The sequence below is a fragment of the Pontibacillus litoralis JSM 072002 genome, from assembly GCF_000775615.1.
Classification (GTDB): domain Bacteria; phylum Bacillota; class Bacilli; order Bacillales; family BH030062; genus Pontibacillus; species Pontibacillus litoralis.
Map to the genome: position 1 here is coordinate 1 of NZ_AVPG01000013.1, position 23040 is coordinate 23040.

At 41.5% G+C, this 23040-nt stretch carries 26 protein-coding genes; all 26 read right to left on the reverse strand.

Annotation, left to right across the window (positions count from 1 at the left end; translation table 11 throughout):
* Window positions 1–98: 98 nt before the first annotated feature.
* The 26 genes from N784_RS09330 to N784_RS09455 all read right to left on the reverse strand — a co-directional run bounded on the left by N784_RS09330 (window position 99) and on the right by N784_RS09455 (window position 22867).
* The gene (locus tag N784_RS09330; RefSeq protein WP_036834390.1) at window positions 99–3182 is read right to left on the reverse strand and encodes an efflux RND transporter permease subunit; all 3084 of its coding nucleotides are present in this window, start codon (window positions 3180–3182) and stop codon (window positions 99–101) included.
* Window positions 3179–4531, reverse strand: a complete 1353-nt coding sequence (locus tag N784_RS09335; protein WP_052127231.1) for an efflux RND transporter periplasmic adaptor subunit — start codon at window positions 4529–4531, stop codon at window positions 3179–3181. The genes N784_RS09330 and N784_RS09335 overlap by 4 nt, the downstream gene beginning before the upstream one ends.
* 22 nt (window positions 4532–4553) lie before the next feature.
* Entirely contained in the window at window positions 4554–5435 is an 882-nt protein-coding gene (locus tag N784_RS09340) for a TetR/AcrR family transcriptional regulator (protein ID WP_036834391.1), read from the reverse strand.
* A gap of 109 nt (window positions 5436–5544) precedes the next feature.
* Window positions 5545–6066, reverse strand: coding sequence for a competence protein ComK (locus N784_RS15990; RefSeq protein ID WP_084600217.1), 522 nt, complete (start codon window positions 6064–6066; stop codon window positions 5545–5547).
* A gap of 158 nt (window positions 6067–6224) precedes the next feature.
* Window positions 6225–6434, reverse strand: a complete 210-nt coding sequence (locus N784_RS09350) for a hypothetical protein (RefSeq protein WP_036834393.1) — start codon at window positions 6432–6434, stop codon at window positions 6225–6227.
* Between the two features lie 102 nt (window positions 6435–6536).
* Window positions 6537–6971, reverse strand: a complete 435-nt coding sequence (fabZ, locus tag N784_RS09355) for a 3-hydroxyacyl-ACP dehydratase FabZ (protein WP_036834395.1) — start codon at window positions 6969–6971, stop codon at window positions 6537–6539.
* A gap of 11 nt (window positions 6972–6982) precedes the next feature.
* Window positions 6983–7288 (reverse strand): DNA-directed RNA polymerase subunit beta, encoded by a 306-nt coding sequence (locus N784_RS09360; RefSeq protein WP_036834397.1) that lies wholly within the window; start codon window positions 7286–7288, stop codon window positions 6983–6985.
* Between the two features lie 27 nt (window positions 7289–7315).
* On the reverse strand, window positions 7316–8134 hold the full coding sequence (locus N784_RS09365; RefSeq protein ID WP_232306002.1) for a flagellar hook-basal body protein: 819 nt from the start codon (window positions 8132–8134) through the stop codon (window positions 7316–7318).
* Window positions 8135–8179: 45 nt separating this feature from the next.
* Window positions 8180–9001 (reverse strand): flagellar hook-basal body protein, encoded by an 822-nt coding sequence (locus N784_RS09370; RefSeq protein WP_036834399.1) that lies wholly within the window; start codon window positions 8999–9001, stop codon window positions 8180–8182.
* A 22-nt stretch (window positions 9002–9023) separates the two neighbouring features.
* Entirely contained in the window at window positions 9024–10025 is a 1002-nt protein-coding gene (gene mreB, locus N784_RS09375) for a rod shape-determining protein (protein ID WP_036834401.1), read from the reverse strand.
* Window positions 10026–10184: 159 nt separating this feature from the next.
* Entirely contained in the window at window positions 10185–10466 is a 282-nt protein-coding gene (spoIIID, locus tag N784_RS09380; RefSeq protein WP_036834402.1) for a sporulation transcriptional regulator SpoIIID, read from the reverse strand.
* Between the two features lie 314 nt (window positions 10467–10780).
* The gene (locus N784_RS09385; protein WP_036834403.1) at window positions 10781–11704 is read right to left on the reverse strand and encodes a M23 family metallopeptidase; all 924 of its coding nucleotides are present in this window, start codon (window positions 11702–11704) and stop codon (window positions 10781–10783) included.
* Window positions 11705–11800: 96 nt separating this feature from the next.
* Window positions 11801–12808 (reverse strand): stage II sporulation protein D, encoded by a 1008-nt coding sequence (gene spoIID / locus N784_RS09390; RefSeq protein ID WP_036834405.1) that lies wholly within the window; start codon window positions 12806–12808, stop codon window positions 11801–11803.
* A gap of 168 nt (window positions 12809–12976) precedes the next feature.
* Entirely contained in the window at window positions 12977–14293 is a 1317-nt protein-coding gene (gene murA, locus N784_RS09395) for a UDP-N-acetylglucosamine 1-carboxyvinyltransferase (protein WP_036834406.1), read from the reverse strand.
* Between the two features lie 32 nt (window positions 14294–14325).
* Window positions 14326–15048 (reverse strand): YwmB family TATA-box binding protein, encoded by a 723-nt coding sequence (locus tag N784_RS15995; RefSeq protein ID WP_052127233.1) that lies wholly within the window; start codon window positions 15046–15048, stop codon window positions 14326–14328.
* A gap of 106 nt (window positions 15049–15154) precedes the next feature.
* Window positions 15155–15385: a DUF1146 family protein gene (locus tag N784_RS09405; RefSeq protein ID WP_036834408.1), complete on the reverse strand. Its 231-nt coding sequence runs from the start codon at window positions 15383–15385 to the stop codon at window positions 15155–15157.
* A 260-nt stretch (window positions 15386–15645) separates the two neighbouring features.
* Window positions 15646–16047: a F0F1 ATP synthase subunit epsilon gene (locus N784_RS09410; RefSeq protein ID WP_036834409.1), complete on the reverse strand. Its 402-nt coding sequence runs from the start codon at window positions 16045–16047 to the stop codon at window positions 15646–15648.
* Window positions 16048–16112: 65 nt separating this feature from the next.
* Complete coding sequence (gene atpD, locus N784_RS09415) at window positions 16113–17528, reverse strand: F0F1 ATP synthase subunit beta (protein WP_036834411.1); 1416 nt, start codon at window positions 17526–17528, stop codon at window positions 16113–16115.
* A 44-nt stretch (window positions 17529–17572) separates the two neighbouring features.
* The gene (locus tag N784_RS09420; RefSeq protein ID WP_036834412.1) at window positions 17573–18433 is read right to left on the reverse strand and encodes a F0F1 ATP synthase subunit gamma; all 861 of its coding nucleotides are present in this window, start codon (window positions 18431–18433) and stop codon (window positions 17573–17575) included.
* Between the two features lie 42 nt (window positions 18434–18475).
* Window positions 18476–19984: a F0F1 ATP synthase subunit alpha gene (gene atpA / locus N784_RS09425; RefSeq protein WP_036834413.1), complete on the reverse strand. Its 1509-nt coding sequence runs from the start codon at window positions 19982–19984 to the stop codon at window positions 18476–18478.
* A gap of 18 nt (window positions 19985–20002) precedes the next feature.
* A complete protein-coding gene (locus N784_RS09430; RefSeq protein WP_036834415.1) occupies window positions 20003–20548 on the reverse strand; it encodes a F0F1 ATP synthase subunit delta in 546 nt (181 codons plus the stop codon).
* Window positions 20545–21069, reverse strand: coding sequence for a F0F1 ATP synthase subunit B (locus tag N784_RS09435; RefSeq protein ID WP_232306003.1), 525 nt, complete (start codon window positions 21067–21069; stop codon window positions 20545–20547). Before N784_RS09435 ends, N784_RS09430 begins: the two co-directional genes overlap by 4 nt.
* Before the next feature lie 182 nt (window positions 21070–21251).
* Window positions 21252–21464, reverse strand: coding sequence for a F0F1 ATP synthase subunit C (gene atpE, locus N784_RS09440; protein ID WP_036834416.1), 213 nt, complete (start codon window positions 21462–21464; stop codon window positions 21252–21254).
* Window positions 21465–21526: 62 nt separating this feature from the next.
* Window positions 21527–22249: a F0F1 ATP synthase subunit A gene (gene atpB, locus N784_RS09445; protein ID WP_036834419.1), complete on the reverse strand. Its 723-nt coding sequence runs from the start codon at window positions 22247–22249 to the stop codon at window positions 21527–21529.
* A 2-nt stretch (window positions 22250–22251) separates the two neighbouring features.
* Window positions 22252–22647 carry an ATP synthase subunit I gene (locus N784_RS09450; protein ID WP_084600218.1) on the reverse strand — a complete coding sequence of 132 codons (396 nt, stop codon included), beginning with the start codon at window positions 22645–22647 and terminating at the stop codon, window positions 22252–22254.
* Complete coding sequence (locus tag N784_RS09455) at window positions 22592–22867, reverse strand: AtpZ/AtpI family protein (protein ID WP_052127234.1); 276 nt, start codon at window positions 22865–22867, stop codon at window positions 22592–22594. Before N784_RS09455 ends, N784_RS09450 begins: the two co-directional genes overlap by 56 nt.
* Window positions 22868–23040: the final 173 nt, after the last annotated feature.

The window sequence follows — 23040 nt, forward strand, 5'->3', positions numbered from 1 at the left end:
GAACGGGAGCGACTTTCACACGCGGACGAGCCACTTGCATGCGAACGGGAGCGACTTACACGGGGGTACTGGCTCTAGGCACGCAAAAAAGCATGGGGCTAGGCCTCATGCTTTTTGGTGCGGCGGCGTTGAAAGAAGCCGACAATTTTGTGTGATAGGTCATCGAAGTATGTGTATACGATTGGGATAAGGAGTAGGGTGAATACCATTGATACAGCAAGTCCGAATATGATGGTAATGGCCATTGGTTGTTGGGCCTCTGCTCCTTGTCCAAGTCCTAGTGCTAGTGGGATCATTCCTAGTACTGTAGTTAGGGTCGTCATGAAGATTGGTCGTAGTCGGCTTGGGCCGGCTTCGAGTATGGCTTCGTATCGGTCTGCGCCTCGGGAGCGGACGATGTTAATGTAGTCCACTAGTACGATGGCGTTGTTGACGACGATTCCGGCTAGCATAATGACTCCGATAAAGGCTGGTATGCTTAATGGTTTTCCTGTGATTAATAATCCGCCGACGACTCCTACACTTGTGGCTGGCATTGAGAACATGATGACGAATGGATATAGGAAGTTCTCAAATTGGATAGCCATGACGGCATATACTAAGAAAATGGAGAAGACGAGTGCTATGGCTAAATCTTTAAAGGATTCTGCCATGTCTTCTGCTTGCCCGCCGATGGTGTATGAATAGCCATCTGGGAAGTTCATTTTGTCTAGTTCGGCTTGGATGTCTTTTGTTACGCTTGCTAAGTCTCGTCCTACTACTTCGCTTGTGACGTTTACTTGGCGTTGTTGATTTTCCCGCATGAGTGTGTTCGGTCCTTGCATTTGTTCTATGTTTGCAATGGAGGCGAGCGGGATCATGCTTCCGTCTTGTGTTTGGATTTTGGCTGATTCTAAGTCACTTATAGTGCTTCTTTCGTCTTTTGGTAATGTGATGCGGACGTCTACTTCGTTTGCGTCTTCTCTATATCTTGTTGCGGTTTGGCCGCTGAAGGACATTTGTACTTGGCTCATGACGTCTTGGTACGTTAATCCGTATTGAGCTGCTTTATCTCGATTTACATTCACTTGTACTTCTGGTCTGCTTTCGCTTGCTGATGTTTCGGGGTTGCTTACTCCCTCCACATCAGAGACCATCCAAACGACTTGGTCAGCTAATTCTTTGAGGACGTCGTAATTATCTCCGTTTAGCTGAATGGTAACGGGTGCTCCTGTTCCGAGTCCTGCCGCCATTTCGCTAACTGTAATTTCTGCTCCGACGATATTACGTACATCTTCCTCGATAGCTTGCACGGTTTCTACTGTCGTTTGTTCTCTTTCTTCTGCTGGAACAAGCTGCATCGTATATGTTGCTTGATTAGAAGTGGTGGAAAAACCTTCAAATCCACCCCCACCAATGCTTAAGTAATTCGATTCGATAATATTGTCGTATGCTTTTAATTGTTCATCGATTTCGTTCGTAACAGCTTCCGTATTTTCCAAGGAGGTGCCACTCGGTGTCGTCACTTTAATTTCAATTTGTCCTTGGTCCGATGCAGGGATAAATTCCGCACCTAAAAATGGGATTAAAGCAAAGCTGCCAATGACTAATACAAGGGTCGTGATTACTGTAATTAGTCGGTGCTTTAATGTCCACTTTAGTACAGATCGATACTTGTGATGAACTTTATCGATGAAGCGGTCAAACCAATACCTTCTGCCGTTTTCTTTCATCGCCTTCGTTAACAATTTAGATGATAGCATTGGGATTAGCGTAATGGACACAACAAGTGATGCAATTAATGCAAAAGATACCGTTAATGCAAGTGGTGTGAATAATTCCGATGCTATACCGTCTACGAAAACAATTGGCAAAAATACAACAAGTGTCGTCGTCGTCGAAGCGATTACGGCAGGCGCCAATTCGGAAGCCCCTTTTACCGCAGCTTCTTTAAGAGAGTGACCTCGTTGTCGATACGATACAATGTTCTCTAATATAACGATAGAGCTATCGACCATCATTCCGATTCCAAGCGCAAGTCCCCCCATGGTAAGCACATTTAACGTATTGTCTGTGAAATACATTAGGGTGAAGGCTGATATAACTGCAATCGGGATTGAGATGCCAATGACTAACGTTGCTCGTACACTTTTTAGAAAGAGTAGTAAGACGAGGACAGAGAAAATCCCCCCTAGTATAATGTTCTGAATAACCGATTGGATGGACTGTTTAATAAAGATGGACGTATCAAAAACAACGTCTAACTGAACGCCTTCTGGTAACTCTGCTTGAACTTTTTCTCGAGCTTCTAATATGTTGTCGGATACTTCCACCGTGTTACTGTCCGATTGCTTCAATACGGATAACACGACGGACGGTGAGCCATTCACTTTCGATATACCTGTTACTTCTTTAAAATCATCTTCTACTGTTGCGACGTCTTGCAATTCTAGCTGTGCTCCAGTAGGTGTAATGATTTTCGTCTGGCGTATATCCTCAATAGATTCGTATTCTCCTTGGATACGAACTTGTAAATCTTGTTCTCCTTTTTCAATTACACCGGCAGAGCCTGATTGATTGGCGGCGTTAATGGATTGGAGAAGCATATTGGCATTTAGTCCGTATTGAGCAAGCTTAGCCCGATCCATTTCTACTCTAACTTCTCTCGTTTTAGAACCTTCTATGCTGACAGATCCTACTCCGCCTTGTCGTTCTAAATATGGTACGACATCATTTTCTGCAATGTTCGTTAACTCGGCAGCATTTTCCCCTGATAGTCCTAGCCACATAACAGGAATTTGTTGCGGATCAAATCGTAGTATGTTCGGATCACCAGCATCTTCTGGTAATGCGCCTTTTACTTGGTCTATTTTCTCCCGCACTTCGAGTAAGGCGTTATCTAAATTCGTTCCGGTGTCAAACATGATCATCACAAGAGATGCACCGGGCTGCGATTGGGATTGAACGGTGTTGACTCCTTCAATCGTACTCACTGCTGATTCAACTGGTCTGCTGAGAAGCTTCTCTACTTCTTGTGGTGCGGCATCTGGATAGCTTGTGGAAACGACCGCAATTGGTAAATCGATTTCTGGATATAAATCAATCGTTAAATTTCGTAAAGAGACGAAGCCGAGCGCTACGATTGCTACAACAATCATAAATACTCCTACTGGGCGTTTGACGGAGGTGTTTACTAGTTTCACTTAGTATCCTCCTTCATAATGTTGACCTTGTTATCGTCTGATAAGGTTAACTGGCCTTTCGTAACAATCGGATCGCCTTTCTTCAGGTCCCCTTTCACCGCTGTTATCCTGGATTGGCTCCTTACGATTTCAATAGGCTTCTTCTTCGCACGTTCTTCTTCTACAACGTAAACGTATGCTTTTCCGCCTTCTTCTACGATTGCCTGGGTTGGAACGAGCAGCTGTTTCTTAACGGTCACTTCCGGTAGCTGAAAAGTCACCATCATACCTGGTTTGATTTGCTCGTCTGAATTGGCAATTGTTGCTTCGACAGGGTACAGACCTGAATCATTCGTAACAGACGGGATATACGTAATTTCCGCTTTGAATTTATCCTTTACAGAAGAAATCGCAACAGGTACTTTCTTTCCTTCTTCAAATAGCTTTAACTCTTCTGCGCTAACATTGGCTTCCACTTTAATCGGATTTAAGTCCACAACAGTTGCCATCGGTTGCGTATTGGATACCATATCGCCTTGTTTCACTTCTAATGAAACAACCTCTCCGGATTGATTCGATGTAATAGCACCATTTTGCAATTGTCCTTTCGCTTGTTCTAATTGCGTTTGCGCTTGTTCTACTTGTAATTTCGCTTGTTCTACGCCGATTTTAGCACTGTCTAGCTGTTGCTCTGCTTGCTTTACTGCCATTTCTGCTTGAGCAACGGGTGATTGGCCTGCACTTGCTTGGGCGGCTTTTTGCGCCTGCGCCAGCTGTTGCGTCAATATTTCTACTTGTTCAACTATTTGGTTATATTCCTTTTCTGAAACAGCCCCTGATTCTACTAGCTGTTTCATCTCCTTTTCGTTGTCCGTTGCCGTTTTCAATAACTTCTCAAGCTCGGATGTACTCCCTACATTCGACTCGCTTTGTTTGTTCGTTGCTTGCTTCGCTTCCTCTAACTGCTCTTTAGCATCGGTTACATTTTGCGCGGCTGCTTCTTTTTGTGAAGTCGCACCGTCTAATTGTTTTTGAGCGGATTGGACGGCAAGTTGTTGCAATTCGACGTTATCTTGGACGTTACCGGTATCCACCCGGCCGATAGATTGTCCTTCTTTAACGACATCGCCACGCTCAATGGTTAATTCCACTAGTTCGCCGGTTGCTTTAGGGACAATGCTTGATTGTGATCCAGGAATAGCGCGGCCATACACTTCTCTTTCTACTTGCAAATCCCCCTTCTTCACTTTCATTACTTGTACAGGTGTTACTGGTTCTTCCTTAGGCTGTTCGCTACTCTTCTCTTCTGCACACGCACTTAGCGTTACTAGTAAGATAAGCAGCAGCATCGCTAATATGTTCTTTTTCACCGCTGAAGCTCCCCTTTTTTTATTAAGTCAAAAGTGTAATCTCTAAATATTTGGATATTTGTTGTAAATTCGGCTTAAATGGAGGAAAGTGGGCGAAATGAGTTAGCATGCCTTGCACAATAACATGTTGTGGTTCTGCTTTCTTCATTTCTTCCTCTAACACATTCATCGCACTACACAAATCTTGTTTCTGTTGTTCTGTAGCATTTACGTAGTCGATTTTTTCCCGCATTCGCTGTAATTCTCGCTGTACACATGCATAACCACCTTGAGCGACATTGCCAGGGAAATGCTCCTGAAGTAATGCATCTGATATAAGCGGTTCGTGTTCTTCGCCAATCATACCAGCAATCACGTCATCGATTCGTCGGACGATAAAATTGGACAAGACGTCTGCATCTAGTCGAACTTCATCAATGACTAACCACTTCACATAACCATGCAATATCCCTTCTAACAGAATTACCGCATCATTAATTTTAGACTGCAACGGTTTCCCGTAAATATTCAGTAGATTGCCACGTGCCCATTCATAACTATGACGTTGAATGTCTGTTAAAAGGCCGCTCGTTTCTAATGGAACGTTGACATTCTCCCTCATATGCATCACGATAAAATCTTTATTAGACATAAAGGATTGCAGCAGCACCTTTACTTGTAATGCAAGCTGTTCTCTCGGTTCTGCATCGTGATTCTGCACTTCTTTTACTGCATCCATCAATCCGTAATAATAATAATGGTGAATATGGAAAAGCAAATCCTCCTTCGAATCAAAATGGAGGTAAAAAGACCCTTTAGATACACCACTATTGTCGACGATTGCTTGTACAGATGTTTCATGAAACCCTTTTTGCGCAAATAGCTTCATGCCAGATTCAATGAGCGTTCGTTTCTTTTCATTCAATACGTTCACTTCCTTACACTATCTGACTGACACGCCAAGATGACTGGTCGGTCAGTACATGTTAACTATACTAAATATTCACGTTCTAAACAACGAATAATAACTAAAGCTAATCATTGTTCTCTAGAACGGTTGGTTGTGTCATGCTCTCTTTCATATAATAAGCGATCCCCATGGCAGTGCGGTGCATTTGCTTCCTTAACGAAGAAGCTGTCGCAGGTACTGTCACAGTAGATAGGTCATTAAATATGAACATAGTCCCCTCTCCCACATCTTTGCACTGATGGACTTGATAGAAAGAAATCCAATTGCAATAAATGCTTCTAGGGGATCTCGTCGGAAACATAAAGATACACGATTTAGGGTCAATAGCTATAGGTAACTTAGAACGAGATGCGAGAACATGTTTCATCGAATCACGACGTTGTTGCAAAGAAGCTCCATATACATTACATGATTCTGCCACAATTTGTGCGGATGTTTTTTTACAGTAAATAATCCGCTCTGCTTCAATGATTCTTGAGGCATATTCGATGTCTTGATTCCAGAATATCCCCATCGTTTGTTCTGTAACGACATATGTACTACAATACTGAGAAGACTTCATTATCCCGACCATATCCCTAACCATTCCCCCTATATGGCAAAATAAATCGGTTAAACTGAGTCCATTTTACTAATATGGTTTAATAGTTATTGTCGATTTTTGTCACATCGTCATATTATTAATATAATTTCAACAAAATTTACACTATCTCAAATTAAAAAGACGAGGAGAGTGCCCTCGCCTTACTCAGTAGTGTCTTCTTCCTTCATTTCTTTATCTTGCTCTTCTTGCATATCTTCTTCCATTTTATCCTGTTCTTCTTCTATATCCTCTTGCATATCTTCTTGCTTTTGCTCCTCTTCCTCTGGTGGATTCTCTTCTGTTGCACAAGCCGTTATAAGAAATAACGCAAGTACAGAACCGCCAAGCTTCATGAACCAATGCTTTGTCATGTTGTATAACCTCCTTATGATGGCATTGCTTATATACTGTGCAATTCAAGAAAAAATTATACAAAAAAAACCGCCCTTTCTATAAGAGCGGTTGTAACTTCTTTACGCTTGTTTCTCGCCAAGAGCAAACATGATTTCAGCTTCACATGCAACTTGATCGTCTACTTTAGCGATTGCTTTCCCTTTGCCCATACTTCCTCTTAAGCGAATAATTTCCACTTCTAATGTTAACGTATCACCTGGTGTCACTTGGCGCTTGAAACGGCACTTATCAATACCTGCGAAGAAAGCTAATCGACCTTGATTTTCTTCCTTTTGCAGCATTGCGACTGCCCCTACTTGTGCTAATGCTTCTACGATGAGCACTCCAGGCATGACATGATAATTTGGGAAATGCCCTTGGAAAAATGGCTCATTTGCAGTTACATTCTTCTTCCCAACTGCACGACGTCCTTCTTCAAGTTCTGTAATACAATCAACTAACAAAAAAGGATAGCGATGAGGGATAATTTCTTTAATCTGTTCAATATCTAACATGGAAATCCTCCTTAGTCTTTCATTACAATATCAATGATATGTTGCCACGTTTCCCATTTCAAGGCATCTAAAGGATCTCCGTCTCCTATAACACCATACCCAATCATTAAGCCTCCAAGTAATGCGACGATACTTAATAAGAGAATAACAATAATACGCATCCAAATAGGAAAAATACGTCGGCGTTCTTTTTTCGCCTTTTTCTCCTTGGTTTGTTTACCAGATGACGTCGTCGTTTGCTGCGAGGCGTTATTCTTCTGCTGCTTCTCTTTAAGTCGCTCTGAACGACTAGGTGATTTCGTTTGTTTGTTCGACATAACTTAGAGACTCCTTACTATTGTAGCTTAACGTAGTTGATTCACAAGACCCATCATTTGGTCACCCATTGATATAGAGCGACTATTAAACTGATAGGCCCGTTGTGTCATCATCATTTCTGTCATTTGATTGGCCATATCCACATTCGAGGTTTCTAATGCCCCTTGCTTCAATGAGGTGTTCATCAATGGTACATCTTCCATGATGTCATCTGCATTGATATTGGTATCTGGAATCGCATAAAGATTCTTTCCTGCTGATTCAAGAAATCTTGGTCTCGTCGCATCCACAATAAGAAGGCGATCTTCAGCCATTTGCACGCCATTACGTTCCACTAGAATAACACCATCTTCGCGCACAGATACAGACTTATAACCTGCTTCTATGCGGATTGGACCATTTTCCCCTATAACAGGATGGCCATTTGATGTTACGAGGCTAACCGTACCATCCTCATTAGCTGATAACGAAAATGACCCATCTCTTGTGTACATTCGCTCCGTCTGGCCATTTTGCGTCACATCTACCTGAAACATGTGATTATCCTTTAATAAAGCAACATCAAGAGGACGTCCCGTTTCTTGGATAGAGCCTTGAGACATATCCACGTCTGTACTTGTAACATACGCACCAGAACCTACGCGCAACCCTTCAGGTGTCAATCGATTCGGATTAGCGCCTTCGTTCTCTACGTGATTGATTTGCTGATACAATAACGAAGAAAATTCAGCTTGTCTATTTTTATACCCTGGTGTATTCGAGTTAGCCATATTGTTTCCAATAACATCTAACTTCTTCTGTAACTGTCCCATCGTCACAGCAGCATTCATAGATGAGTGTAGCACCGATATATCCCTCCTTATGTAGGCTTAAATGGATAGTGAGTAAATCTACCGAACGACTCCGATTTCATTAACTGCTTTATCCATGCTTTGATCGTATGCCTTTAATACTTTTTGATTCGTTTCAAATAATCGATAAGATGCCATCATTTCTGTCATCGTCTGTCCAGAATCCACATTTGACCCTTCTAGAAAGCCTTGCTTGGAAGAAAACTGCACACCTGCAACACCTCGAGCGTTAACTGGAGCTTGTCCACCTTCCATCCGAAATAGATCCTGGCCTTCTTTAACCATTTGATTAGCATCTGCTGTATAGGCAATGCCTAACGGAGTTGCTTGTCCATTACTTGTCAACACACCTTCAGACGAGATTGTAAACTCCATCCCATCTGTTTGAATTCGATTAGCATTCTCATCTAACACGTAAAGGCCTTGCTGCGTTGTCAAATAGCCTTCAGGGTCCACTGTAAAGTTCCCATTACGAGTATAGCGCGTTTCACCTTGAATATTTTCTACGGTAAAGAACAGACCGCCATTTTCATCAGGAATATCGCCGTTTACTAACGCAACATCCGTCGTCATATTCGTTTCTCTCACATCTCCTTGAGAGAAATTCGGCGCTACCTCTTGCATATATACACCTGTATTCAACGCGCCAATTTCTGAACGCATCGGTAACGTTAACGTCTTCTTCGTTGGTATAGTTTTCGTTTCAGAGCGTGCAAGGAGCATCTCTGGAAAAGCTCGTAAAGATCCCTGATCCGCTTTATATCCTGGTGTATTCACGTTAGCTAAATTATTGGATAACGATTCTTGTCGACGCTGTTGAGCAAGCATACTAGATGCCGCTGAATAGTATCCTCTTAACAAAGTAATACCCTCCTAGTACGTATTAAACAATGCTGCGTTTCGGTAACTTGTCAATATTCTCTAGCATGATGCCAGTTCCTTTAGCGACACAGTTCATTGGTTCTTCTGCAATTAATACAGGCACTTTCAACTCTTCGGCTAATAGCTCATCAATGCCGTGCAGTAAAGCTCCACCACCAGTCAGAATTACACCACGATCAATAATGTCAGCAGATAACTCAGGTGGCGTACGCTCCAACACCTGCTTAGCAGATTGAACGATTAGGGAAACAGCTTCTTGCAACGCTTTCCCAATCTCCTCTGAATAAACGGTAATCGTACGTGGTAATCCTGACACCATATCACGCCCGCGAATATCAATCGCTTCATTACGTGAAGATGGTGAAACGGTTGCAACATTCACTTTAATATCTTCTGCTGTACGCTCACCAATTAAAAGCTTGTATTGCTTCTTAATGTATTGCAGTATTTCTTGGTCGAATTTGTCACCAGCCATTTTAATGGAAGAAGAAGTAACGATATCGCCCATAGACAGAACAGCAACATCTGTTGTACCTCCACCAACATCAATAACCATGTTACCGCTAGGCTGGAAAATATCCATTCCTGCACCAATCGCAGCAACTTTAGGCTCTTCTTCTAGAAATACTTGCTTACCCCCACTTTTCTCAGCGGCTTCTTTAATTGCCTTCTGTTCCACTTTAGTAATATCAGTAGGACAGCATATTAACATACGAGGCTTAGAAAGAAAGCCCCGTACATCAATCTTGTCGATGAAGTACTTTAACATCGCTTCTGTCACATCAAAATCCGCAATAACCCCATCTTTAAGTGGACGAATGGCTTCGATGTTCCCCGGAGTACGTCCTACCATGCGACGCGCTTCCTCCCCAACTTCAAGCACCCTGCCTGTGTTGCGATCCATCGCTACAACAGATGGCTCATCTAATACAATTCCTTTTCCTTTAACGTGTATTAATACATTGGCAGTACCAAGGTCAATTCCAATATCTCTTGCAAACATGATAGAATAATCCTCCTATTTTATATAAAAACTCTTAACGAATTACAGTACTCTTCTAAGGGTATATTTTATCACATATTCCGTCAATTATTGTCAACAAAGACAAAAAAATTTCAGCTTTTTTTTGAAATGAGTATAGGAGGCTTTATTCAAGGTGAATTATCCCGCAGAATTCGTCGATTTCTCTCGATTACTTTGCAAACTATATTTCTTCTTCGTCGCTTCTCCCCCCCTTAAATGCCTAATCGCCTTATGATGGTTTAAAATGAACTTTACCTCATTAGCTAATTCCGGATTTATTTCAGGCAAACGCTCTGTTAAATCTTTATGCACTGTACTCTTTGACACTCCGAACTCTTTTGCTATAACTCGAACAGTCTTCCTCGTCTCCACGATATATTTCCCAATCTTGATAGTACGCTCTTTGATGTAATCGTGCACACCACTCGCCTCCTGGTCATTGGGTATCAAAGGTGTGAAATGAGACAAAGTGATCAAACAAAATAGGTATATGATAAGTACGATGCTGCAAACACTTCTAAGTATTCGACACCCTTCTCTCTCACCTCAAACCTTCCTGATTTAACGGTTTGTAACAGATTATGTACAGGAATACACCTTTATGATTAAAATGTCTTCCCGGACAAGGAGTGACGAGCCATTTTTCCAATCTATGCAGAAATTAAATGAAAATGTACTAATACACAAAAAAACACCCGATTCGCTTGGGATTTGAATCGGGTGTTTGTATTCGACTAGGCATTCATCATGGAGATAGAAGAGTCCATATCCTGTTGCTCTTCGGTTGCATCTCCTTCGTCATCACCATCGTCTTCCATAGGGTGTTCTGCTTGCTCACCATTCGATGGATCGGTTTGCTCATCACCAGGCTGATCACGTTCGTCTGGTTGGTCATCCTCTTGAGGACCCTCATCCTCGCCTTCTTTCGGCTCAACGGAGGATTCCTCTTCTTCCTTTGGCTCTTTCGCTTCTAATTCACTTAAAGGTTGATTAAAATACGTTTCTGGATCAACGGCCGTTCCTGCTTTACGAACTTCAAAGTGAACGTGCATGCCAGTTTCTTGACCAGCTAGACTTTGACCAGCTGTTCCAAGTAGGTCTCCTTGCTGAATCACTTCTCCAGCTTCCACTTGAACATCGTCAAGACTCATGTACTTCGTTGTTACGTCATCTTCATGCGTAAGCTCTACAACGTTTCCAAACAACGGATCCTCCTTTATTTCTGTGACCGTACCACTTGCTGAAGCATTCACGTCAAAGGATTCACCATTTTCTTGAGCAATGCTTACCCCTTTACTTTGATGATAGCTGCTATTGTAAAGAATGAGTGCTTGTTCCTTCTCTTCTTTACTAGCACTTACATCATAGAACTTCGTCTTAATAACCATTTGCTCCTGATCTTGCACAGGCATATTCAAGTTCTCAGTTTGCTCCATCACTGGCTCTGCGTCATTATCATCATAACCGGAATCATAGCTGTCTACATTCGTACCTTCAGAAGGGTCTGCTTGGTCATCTGTTGCTGCGTTTTGATACCAGACTACAGCCGTTAATAGCAATGCCGCGGTCATTAGATAGACACTAGGGAAAAACCACTTTTTGCGGAAAATACGTTTCCAACTGTTTTTTGAAACGTTATTGTTTTCTTCCTCTCTCATTTCATCATCACCTCAGCAACCATTCTGAACAGAAAGAGGAAGAACTATACATTTATTAAACATTTTTTCTATTTATTTTTCGACAAAGCCTTTCATCTACTTCGAAGCTAGCTTTGGCAAGTGGTCATTTACTTTCGCTATGTCAATTCCATTATAGTAATGCTTTACTATCTCTTCATATGACTTTCCTTCTTGAGCCATTCCATTTGCACCGTATTGGCTCATACCAATGCCATGCCCATAGCCTTTCGTTGTAAAAATAACATGGTCATTCTTCTGTTCTACACTAAAGTCTGTTGACTGAAGCTGCAATGATTCTCTTATTTCTCTACCCGTAAACGTTTTATTGCCTATCGTTACTTCTGATACCCGGTTGCTTTCCGTTTTCTTCATATTCGATAGCAAGGGAGCATTCTCCGAAAGTTGCAAACCTAGCGCTTGCTCCAATTGTTCAGTCGTAAATACTTGTTGATGGTTATACTTTGGTGATTGTTTATCCCATGGGCTTTCTACACTACGCAAATACGGGATTTCGTTCGGCCAGTAATCCTCTGAATTCTCCGTGAAGCCGTTCGAAGTAGAGAAGAAAGCAGCGGTTATCGGTTGGTTATTATACGTCAGAATCTCCCCTGCTGTTTCCTTTACAGCCTGCTCGATTTTATCCATCTTCCACTCGTAGTCACTCTCCCAAATCTTCCGCAGTTCTTCGTCATTTTTATACACTTGGTGTTGTACGGTATCTGTTACGTTGGCTCCATCTTCATGGGACAAGTACTGCACAATATACGTGCGGGCAGCAAGTGCTTGGGCTTTCAGTGCTTCTAATTCGAAATCAGCTGGCATTTCCGAAGCTACGACTCTAGATACATATACTTCAAGGGGGACATCTTCTACTGTATCTTTTTGCGACCGCATAACGGAGACGTTAACCTCTGATGCTTCCAGTAGATTAATCTCTTGTTGTTTCGACTTTGGCTCATTCGGTTTCTCTGATTGATCTTTACTTGCCCCAGTAAAAGGGACAACAATTATGGTTGGAATGATTAAGATAATCGCCATTAACACCCCTATAAACAAAAACAGTGACTTATTCCTCATGTTCATGCAGACGCTCCCTTTCTCTATTTAGTCTACTAACATATGTACACATAAAAAAGGATTGCTAGAACAAAAAATTTCACCCTTCTGTGTGCTAGATTGTCCTTTATCATTCAACACAAAAAAGGTACGAATCCCTGTTAAAAGAGCTTTGTACCTTTTTTAAAAATCATATTAAGATGAAATCGATTTAGCGTCTTGAGTTTGTTCTTGTTTCGTTCCGTGCACAGATTCCTCTTTGATTCGTTCTACATTAGCTCCTAAGCCTTGTAGTTTTTCCGCAAAGTTAACATAACCGCGATCAAGATGCTTTAGCTCTGTAACACGAGTGTACCCGTCAGCAACTAAACCAGCTAATATGAGGGATGCGCCTGCACGAAGGTCCGTTGCCGCTACTTCTGCTCCTTGCAATTGTGACGGTCCCTCAACAATGACAGAACGACCTTCAATCTTTAAATGAGCATTCATACGACGGAACTCTTCTACGTGCATGAAACGATTCTCAAATACTGTTTCGGTAATAACGCTTGTTCCTTTTGCTTGTAGCATAAGAGCCATCATTTGTGACTGCATATCTGTCGGGAATCCTGGATGCGGCATCGTTTTAATATCGACAGCCTTTAATTCATCAGGACCAATCACGCGTAGTCCTTCCTCTTCTTCCTCAATGATAACGCCCATTTCTTGCATCTTAGCCATTAAGGAACGTAAATGCTCTCGCTCCGCACCTTTTACAAGTACATTCCCTTTCGTTATAGCAGCAGCTACCATAAATGTACCTGCTTCAATACGGTCTGGAATAATAGTATGCTCTGCGCCTACTAATTTCTCCACACCTTCAATACGTATCGTTTCGGTACCTGCGCCGACTACTTTTGCACCCATTTTGTTTAAATAGTTTGCTAAGTCAACGATCTCAGGTTCTTTCGCACAGTTTTCTAGCACGGTCTTTCCTTCAGCAAGTGCCGCCGCCATCATAATATTCTCCGTCGCACCAACGCTAGGTACATCTAAGTAAATACGTGCACCTTTAAGTCGGCCTTCTGTATGTGCTTCAATAAACCCATTACCTACATTTACTTTCGCACCCATTGCTTCAAATCCTTTAAGGTGCTGATCAATCGGTCTTGAGCCAATCGCACATCCGCCTGGTAACGCAACTTTCCCGTGGCCGTAACGTGCTAACAATGGTCCCAAAACGAGTACAGATGCTCTCATTTTACGAACATATTCAAACGGTGCTTCTGTCGTTAAACTCCCAGATGCATCAATTGTAACAGTTGTATCATTTATATCTACTTCGGCATTCATATATCGTAACACTTCACTAATAGTCGTAACATCTGCAAGAGCCGGTACTTCTTTAAGAACACTCTTTCCTTCACTAGCTATTAGGCTTGCTGCGATGACAGGTAGAACAGCATTCTTTGCACCTTCAACTTTAACGGTACCTGTTAACTGATTGCCACCGCGGACAATGATTTTTTCCAAGGTCATTCCCCTCCGCGTCCATTTTCTCTATATTAATATTCACTCGTTATAATCGGTGTTCCTATTGTAATGGTTGTCTTTGCGCCCAATCCGTTACGCACAGCGAATTGTACATTCATGGAACCATCCTCATAAGGCAACACGGTTTTCCATTGACTAGTGTATCCTGCAACAGTGATAAAATCTTCTTCATTAAGTGTTTGTAAGTCGGTTACATCAAATTGGTCAAAAAATTTGTCGAGTAATAAAACACCATCTATCATACCATTATAAGCCGCTTTTGTACAAGTGAATATTGTGATATCTTCTTCTAAAATGGTAGATTTTAATTCTTTTATCCTAGCTATTAATGCATGTTGCACAGATGAATCAAACGTTTTTCCCGAAGAGATGTACGTAATTTCTGCATATGCACCCTTTATCTTGGATTGATTCACAATAAATCCTTCGTCGAATGGTTTCTTTTTATGTCGGTTCGATATCATTATCTTGCTTACTTTATCATCTTCTTCTTTTGAAATGACACTATCATCGAATAAGGCTTTTATTTGCTCCACATATTCTGGAACTTCCTCCGCCTTTATTTCCATTTTCGCAGAGACATTCCATTCTGACAAAGAGATGTTCTGTTCTTCTAAGAATTGGACCGCATTCCTTAAAGGCTTTATATCTTCATTGGCTTCAGATTGCTCAGCGATCAATAATTGCGGTTGCATCAATAAGAACACTAATAATAGTATAGAAAAATGCTTCATGATCCGTTCCTCTCCTTAAGAAAAAAATCTTACTAGCATTATCGTCAGAGAGAACACGGAACATACTCCATAAAATAAGAAGAATTTCGACAAAGCAATTGCAACATTATAAGAGAAATTGCAAATTACGAGACCACAGTAAGAAATCTAAGAAAAAGTTACTTACAGCCGTTCCAATCGTAATCGTCAAAAACATAAGGAGCAGTCGTCCTTCAAACACTCGTCCTTTTTTTAGGATACCGTCTAAATGAATTGCTTGTAATAACCTCCATGTGATGGTAATAAACACTAAATGTGAAACCATACTCGTTAAGGATTGAATTCCTATTTGCTCCATCTTTCTGTCACCTTCCTAATGCTTATTAAGAGGAGGAAATAAACAACACTTACGTTCTTATTGGAGTATTTTCCACCTTTTCCTTCACCATATTCTATTTCCGGGGAAATATCGACATGACACTCTCTTGAACTGTGCCATGCAGAAACGGAAATGTCAATCAAGAGGGAGAGAGAAGCGATGTTTAGAGGTTCGTGGAGCATTTACTCATGCGAAAAAAACCTTGAGCTAAACCATTAACTCAAGGTTCCTTCTTCATGTTATTGACCCTTTTTAACGTCTAGACGATTGATAGCGCGTTTTAAGGATAGTTCTGCTCGTTTGAAATCGATGTCGTCTTGTTGTGACTGAATACGACGTTCAGCGCGCTCTTTAGCACGGCGTGCCCGTTCTGTATCAATTTCAGATGGAAGTTCAGCTGACTCGGCTAGTATCGTAACTTTGTCTGGACGAACTTCGACGAAACCTCCATTAACTGCGACGAGTTGATTGGAGGTTTCCCCTTTCAGACGTACAACGCTTATCGTTAAGGGAGCAACGAGAGGGATGTGACCAGGTAAAATACCTAATTCTCCACTCTCTGCTTTACAACTCACCATTTGGAACGAGTCTTCTAGAACAGGGCCATCAGGAGTGACAACACTCACCGTTAGTGATTTCATGGTTAACCCCCCTTGGGCTTGAATGGAGTTACATTAGGAATCCCATGTAACTTCTATTCTAGTGCTTATTGTTCCATCGACTTGGCTTTTTCCACTACTTCTTCAATCTTACCTACTAGACGGAATGCATCCTCAGGTAGGTCATCATATTTGCCGTCAAGGATTTCCTTAAAGCCTTTAACAGTTTCAGAAACCGGTACATAAGAACCTTGTTGACCTGTAAACTGTTCAGCTACGTGGAAGTTCTGAGACAAGAAGAATTGAATGCGACGCGCACGTGATACGGTTTGCTTATCTTCGTCAGATAGCTCATCCATACCTAAGATTGCAATAATATCTTGTAGCTCTTTGTAACGTTGCAATGTACTTTGCACTTGACGTGCTACTTCATAATGCTCTTCACCAACAACAGCTGGGTCTAAGGCACGTGAAGTGGACGCAAGTGGATCCACCGCTGGATAGATACCTTGCTCAGATAGTTTACGCTCAAGGTTTGTTGTCGCATCTAAGTGTGCGAACGTTGTTGCTGGTGCTGGGTCTGTGTAGTCATCGGCAGGTACATAAATCGCCTGAATCGATGTTACAGAACCTTTATCCGTAGATGTGATACGCTCCTGTAATTGACCCATTTCCGTTGCTAATGTTGGTTGGTAACCAACGGCAGAAGGCATACGTCCAAGAAGTGCCGATACTTCTAGACCACCTTGTGTAAAGCGGAAAATGTTATCAATAAAGAATAGTACGTCTTGACCTTCTTCATCACGGAAGTATTCTGCCATAGTAAGACCAGATAGTGCTACACGCATACGTGCTCCTGGCGGCTCGTTCATTTGACCGAATACCATCGCTGTTTTACCGATAACTCCGGAATCAGTCATCTCCCAGTATAAGTCGTTCCCTTCACGAGTACGCTCACCTACACCTGCGAATACGGAAATACCACCGTGCTCTTGGGCGATGTTATTAATTAATTCCTGGATAAGTACTGTTTTACCTACTCCAGCTCCACCGAATAGACCGATTTTACCACCTTTAATATAAGGAGCTAATAAGTCTACAACTTTAATTCCTGTTTCCAGAATTTCTGTTTCGGTTGCTAGATTTTCAAATTTTGGAGCTTGGCGGTGAATTGGATCACGGCGTGCTTCACTTGGAATTTCTTCCTTAAGGTCGATTTTGTCTCCAAGTACGTTAAATACACGTCCTAATGTCACGTCCCCAACTGGTACAGAGATTGGTTTACCTGTATCTTCTGCTACCAAGCCACGAACAAGTCCTTCTGTTGATGCCATAGCTACTGTACGAACTGCGTCATCACCTAAGTGTAGTGCTACTTCTAATGTAACATCAACGCTTACGCCTGATTCGTTTTCTGCGTCTTGACGGACTCTTAACGCGTTGTTGATTTCTGGAAGATGACCACTTTCAAACTGTACGTCAACAACTGGTCCCATTACTTGTGTAATGCGTCCTTTGCTCATGGATTTCCCTCCTAACTTACTTTCCGTTCATTCTTCAATACATTCTATTCTAGTGCTGCCGCTCCACCAACAATTTCTGTTATCTCCTGCGTAATTGCTGCTTGACGTGCACGGTTATAAGATAATGTTAAGTCACCGATTAGTTCATCGGCGTTATCTGTAGCAGATTTCATCGCTGTCATTCGAGCAGCGTGTTCACTAGCTTTACCGTCGATAAGGGCACCATATATTAAACTTTCAGCGTATTGAGGAAGTAATGTTTTTAGTATAGATTCTTGATCTGGTTCGTATTCATAAGCACTCATTTGCTTGCCACTTGATTGTAAATTGCTTAATGGTAGTAATTTCGTACCTTGTACTTCTTGGGTAATAGCACTTACATAGTGGTTGTAGTAAATGTAAAGCTCATCGATTGTTTCATCGGCATATAACTGAACAGCTTCACTTGCAATATCTTTAATATCCGCAAATTCTGGCTGATCGGCAAGGCCGATAATTTCTGATTCTATAGGCATATTACGCTTCGCAAAGAAATCACGTCCAACTCGTCCCACAGGGATTACTGTATATTCATCCTGCGACGTATGACGTTCCTGGATATGACGATACACCATGCGAAGTACGTTACTGTTATATGCTCCAGCAAGACCACGGTCTGAAGTAATGACAATGTATCCTGTCTTCTTAATTGGACGACTTTTCAACATTGGATCATCTACTTGTACGTTACCACTTGCGATAGATGCTACCACTTCTTGAATTTTCTCCATGTACGGATAGAAAGCTTTCGTATTCTGTTCGGCACGGTTTAGCTTAGAAGCAGATACCATTTCCATCGCTTTTGTAATTTGCTTCGTTTTCTTAGTGGACGTAATCCGTGATTTTATCTCTCTAAGGGATGCCACGCTGTTTCACCACCCTTTCTGCACAGGTTGCTTCTGAACATATTATTCAGAAATGACAAATGACTTCTTGAATTCTTCAATAGCATTATTGAAATCTGCTTTTTCAGGAAGTTGACCTGTATTGCGAATATGGTCATAAAGTTCAGATTTATTGTTACCAATCCAGTCTTGAAGTTCTGCTTCAAAACGACGAATATCGGCAATTGGAATATCATCTAAATAGCCGTTTACAAGTGCATAAATGATTGCAACTTGCTTCTCAACTGCTAGTGGCTCGTGAAGTCCTTGTTTAAGTACTTCTACTGTACGTGCACCACGGTTTAGCTTCGCTTGTGTTGCTTTATCAAGGTCCGAACCGAACTGAGCAAACGCTTCTAACTCACGGAAAGATGCCAGGTCAAGACGAAGTGTACCAGCTACCTTTTTCATGGCTTTGATTTGTGCAGATCCACCTACACGAGATACCGATTGACCAGCGTTAATCGCAGGACGTACACCTGAGAAGAACAAGTCAGATTGTAAGAAGATCTGTCCATCTGTGATGGAAATAACGTTTGTCGGAATATAAGCAGAAATATCGCCAGCTTGCGTTTCGATAAATGGAAGTGCAGTTAAAGAACCGCCACCTTTATCGTCACTAAGCTTCGCCGCACGCTCAAGTAAACGAGAGTGTAGGTAGAAAACGTCACCAGGATATGCTTCACGACCTGGAGGACGACGAAGTAGTAAGGACAGTTCACGATAAGCTGCTGCTTGTTTAGAAAGGTCATCATATACAACAAGTACGTGTTTGCCGTTATACATGAATTCTTCCCCCATTGCTACACCTGCATATGGAGCAAGGTAAAGTAATGGTGCAGGTTGTGATGCACTAGCTGTTACAACGATTGTGTAATCAAGCGCACCGTGTTTACGAAGTGTTTCAACTGTTCCACGTACAGTTGATTCCTTCTGACCGATTGCTACATAAATACAAATCATATCTTGGTCTTTCTGATTGATAATTGTATCTAGTGCAACAGTCGTTTTACCTGTTTGGCGGTCACCGATAATAAGCTCACGCTGACCACGACCAATTGGCACAAGTGCGTCAATCGCTTTTAGACCTGTTTGTAACGGCTCATGTACGGATTTACGATCCATAACACCTGGTGCAGGAGATTCGATTGGACGAGTTTTATCCGTCTCAATTTTCCCTTTTCCATCTACAGGCTCTCCAAGTGGGTTTACTACGCGTCCTAAAAGTTCTTCCCCAACTGGAACTTGCATGATACGTCCTGTACGACGAACCTCATCACCTTCACGAATATCTGTGTATTCACCAAGAATAATGATACCGACGTTATTTTCTTCAAGGTTTTGTGCCAATCCTACAACACCATTGGCAAATTCAACTAACTCACCTGACATGACATTATCAAGGCCATGTGCACGAGCAATACCGTCACCAACTTGGATAACAGTACCGACATCGTTGACTTCAATTTCAGAATCATAATTTTCAATTTGCTTTTTTATCAGCGCACTGATTTCTTCAGCTTTGATGCTCATGCAATTTCACCCCTATCATCAATTGTTTCCAGAAACTAATTCTCGTTCGATACGCTCTAATTTACCGCTCACACTACCATCGTAAATACGATTACCAATCTTCAGCTTTAACCCGCCGAGAATGGATGGATCTACGATATTGTGAATACGTAGGGTGTCCTTTTGGAGCTTCTTCGCAAATACGGTCTGAATAGTTTCTTCTTCATCTTTGCTAAGAGAACGAACAGAATAGACTTCTGCTTCCGCAATTCCGCGTGCTTCATTATTTAAATGGATAAACTCACTAACCATTGTCGGAATAATTGCTTCACGGTGACGATCTAGAATTAACTCTAGCGTATGTGTCACTTCATTTGAGAAGCCTTGAAATGCCTCTTTAAGCAATTGTTTCTTCTTGTGTAATTCCACACGGGGATGCTTAAGGAATTCCATTAATGGTTTATTAGAATGAAAAACTTCACGAACGATGCGAAGTTCTTCTTCAAATTGTTCAAGTTTATGTTGTTCTTGTCCTAGTTGAAAAAGAGCGTTCGCATACCGTTTGCCTACGATTTCTATACTCATCGCTCTTCTCCTAACTCTTTCATGTAATCGTTGATCAATTGCTGTTGATCTTGATCAGAAAGTTCTTTCTCAATAACTTTGCTTGCAATTTGAACGGACAAGGTAGCAACTTGATCTTGCAATGCTTGAATAGCCTTATCTTTCTCTGTCTCGATTTCTTGTCGAGCAGCATCTTTCATACGATCGCTTTCCACGCGAGCTGCAGCTATAATGTCTTGCTCTTGTGTTTTCGCGGTTTTTCTTGCTTCTTCTATAATTTGGTGCGCTTCTTGACGTGTCTTCTTCAAATCTTCTTGCGCTTCCTTAGACATACGCTCCGCATCTGTACGGTTCTTCTCCGCAGTATCGATTTCATTAGCGATGTGATCTTCACGTTCTTTCATGACATCGATAAATGGTCCCCATGCAAATTTACGTAAAAGCGCTAGTAAAATAAGGAATATGAATAATTGGTAAAGTATATCTCCTGGTTGGAATCCGGCACCGGCTCCAAGTACTAACATACCAGCTAATGATTGCACAACTTACACTCCTTTCACACACTTCTCTGTAACAGGCATAACATGCGAAAAACCCGGCCATTCACTTAAAATTAAGATAATAGTCGTAGTTTCTCTTTTTATTTTGCTATAGTTCAACGTTTAGTATAAGGAATGGCGAAGTTTCTAGCAGACGAACTTCGCCACATTGTATACGTGAGTTCTTATTGACCCATTACCATGAATGCAATAACTACGCCGATGATTGGAACTGCCTCAACTAGTGCAACCCCGATAAACATTGTAGTTTGAAGTGAACCTTTTAATTCTGGCTGACGTGCAATACCTTCAACTGTACGACTTACGATCAAACCGTTACCAATACCAGCACCTAGTGCCGCTAAACCTACTGCAATTGCAGCTGCTAATAAACCCATGATAAAATTCCTCCTCATAAATTATAAATAAAATTTTGATTACTTAAGTATTTATTAAAATATTAATGGTCTGTACTCACTTTGTGAGAGATATAAACCATTGTTAACATCGTGAAAATAAATGCCTGGATTCCACCGATAAACACACTAAACCCTTGCCATGCAAGCGTTGGGATAATGGCTCCAAAGAATCCTCCAACAGATCCTGCACCCATTGTAACGAGTAAACCTAGTAAAATTTCTCCTGCAAAAATGTTACCGTATAAACGAAGCCCTAACGTTAACGTATTTGCAAACTCTTCAATGATCTTAAGCGGAAATAAGAATGGCATTGGACGGAAGAAGTCTTTACCGTACTCACCAAATCCTTTCAGCTTAATTCCATAATAGTGGGATAACACTACTACCATAGTGGCTAGCGTTAAGGTAATCCCTGGGTCTGATGTTGGCGATTTCCACCATAACGTGTGATCGTACGTCACCATTGTCATTACCCCTAATATGTTAGAGACAAAGATGTACAGCAACAATGTCAATCCTAATGGTAAAAATACTCTCCCCGTCTTCCAATCCATGGTGCTTCCAATAATCCCTTTTACGAAATCAATAATCCACTCCATGAAGTTCTGCATTCCACGTGGTTTACGCTGAAGCGTGCGCGTAGATGCAACGGCTATGATGAACACGATTAGTGATGCGATGGTAATCATCAAGATATTAGACAGGTTAAAGTCTAACCAAGGTATCCCGAAGACATCCAACGCATATGGATTTTCATGTCCCAAAATTATTCACCTCTCTTCCTTAAGCTAGTCTCAAATTTGGAAACCATAAACTCTATCATAATAACAACGTAGGTTGTCATTAAACCAATTACTACTGCGATTAAATGGAAGTGATTGTCGTATCGAAGTGCTATAAGAATGGCTAAAGCTCCAGCAGCAAAACGCGAAAGAGTTCCTAGCGTCTTCACCCTCTCTTGTCGAGAAACTGCCTCGCCAAAGTGGTTTATTTTACGCTGCAATAGCCAGAGGTTATAGAAGCTAAATACAGTCCCTAGAATTAAGCCGAGAAAAATATGTTGATAGGAGGTAAAGCCCCAACCTAGTACGAATACTGCAAGGAGGTTAATCGTCCATCTTCTTTGACGTTTCATCATTGTTTGATACTGCTGATCTGACATCTACATCTTCTCCTGTATATTTTCGCACTAAATAAATCGTCCCATATGTACCTGCGGCTAATCCAATCAATAAACCCACTATAAGAAAAAGTGGCGATGTGGAAAAATAGTCATCAGCCCAACGTCCGATAAAAATCCCTATTAAGGAACACCCCGCCAATTGCGACAAAATACCACTTGTGAGCGCCATGGCTTGGAAAGGATTTTGGTCCTTTGACATAGGATTCTCCCCTATCTCGTTTTCATAGATTAACGTAATTGTTACAACTTTATGAAAACCTTATCATTCCACACTGAATAAGCATACAATAGGGGATTGACTCTTGTCAATGTAATGAAATGAAAAGAATAGATTAGATAAAAAGGCGTATTTAGTCCTTCATTTTCATCTAA

Excerpts from the sequence above, each read along its gene's own strand:
- N784_RS15990 (WP_084600217.1), bottom strand. The coding sequence starts at position 6,066 with ATGGTTAGGGATATGGTCGGGATAATGAAGTCTTCTCAGTATTGTAGT.
- N784_RS09350 (WP_036834393.1), bottom strand. The coding sequence starts at position 6,434 with ATGACAAAGCATTGGTTCATGAAGCTTGGCGGTTCTGTACTTGCGTTA.
- fabZ (WP_036834395.1), bottom strand. The coding sequence starts at position 6,971 with ATGTTAGATATTGAACAGATTAAAGAAATTATCCCTCATCGCTATCCT.
- N784_RS09360 (WP_036834397.1), bottom strand. The coding sequence starts at position 7,288 with ATGTCGAACAAACAAACGAAATCACCTAGTCGTTCAGAGCGACTTAAA.
- mreB (WP_036834401.1), bottom strand. The coding sequence starts at position 10,025 with ATGTTTGCAAGAGATATTGGAATTGACCTTGGTACTGCCAATGTATTA.
- N784_RS09385 (WP_036834403.1), bottom strand. The coding sequence starts at position 11,704 with ATGAGAGAGGAAGAAAACAATAACGTTTCAAAAAACAGTTGGAAACGT.
- spoIID (WP_036834405.1), bottom strand. The coding sequence starts at position 12,808 with ATGAACATGAGGAATAAGTCACTGTTTTTGTTTATAGGGGTGTTAATG.
- N784_RS15995 (WP_052127233.1), bottom strand. The coding sequence starts at position 15,048 with ATGAAGCATTTTTCTATACTATTATTAGTGTTCTTATTGATGCAACCG.
- N784_RS09405 (WP_036834408.1), bottom strand. The coding sequence starts at position 15,385 with ATGGAGCAAATAGGAATTCAATCCTTAACGAGTATGGTTTCACATTTA.
- N784_RS09410 (WP_036834409.1), bottom strand. The coding sequence starts at position 16,047 with ATGAAATCACTAACGGTGAGTGTTGTCACTCCTGATGGCCCTGTTCTA.
- atpD (WP_036834411.1), bottom strand. The coding sequence starts at position 17,528 with ATGAGCAAAGGACGCATTACACAAGTAATGGGACCAGTTGTTGACGTA.
- atpA (WP_036834413.1), bottom strand. The coding sequence starts at position 19,984 with ATGAGCATCAAAGCTGAAGAAATCAGTGCGCTGATAAAAAAGCAAATT.
- N784_RS09430 (WP_036834415.1), bottom strand. The coding sequence starts at position 20,548 with ATGAGTATAGAAATCGTAGGCAAACGGTATGCGAACGCTCTTTTTCAA.
- atpE (WP_036834416.1), bottom strand. The coding sequence starts at position 21,464 with ATGGGTTTATTAGCAGCTGCAATTGCAGTAGGTTTAGCGGCACTAGGT.
- N784_RS09450 (WP_084600218.1), bottom strand. The coding sequence starts at position 22,647 with ATGTCAGATCAGCAGTATCAAACAATGATGAAACGTCAAAGAAGATGG.
- N784_RS09455 (WP_052127234.1), bottom strand. The coding sequence starts at position 22,867 with ATGTCAAAGGACCAAAATCCTTTCCAAGCCATGGCGCTCACAAGTGGT.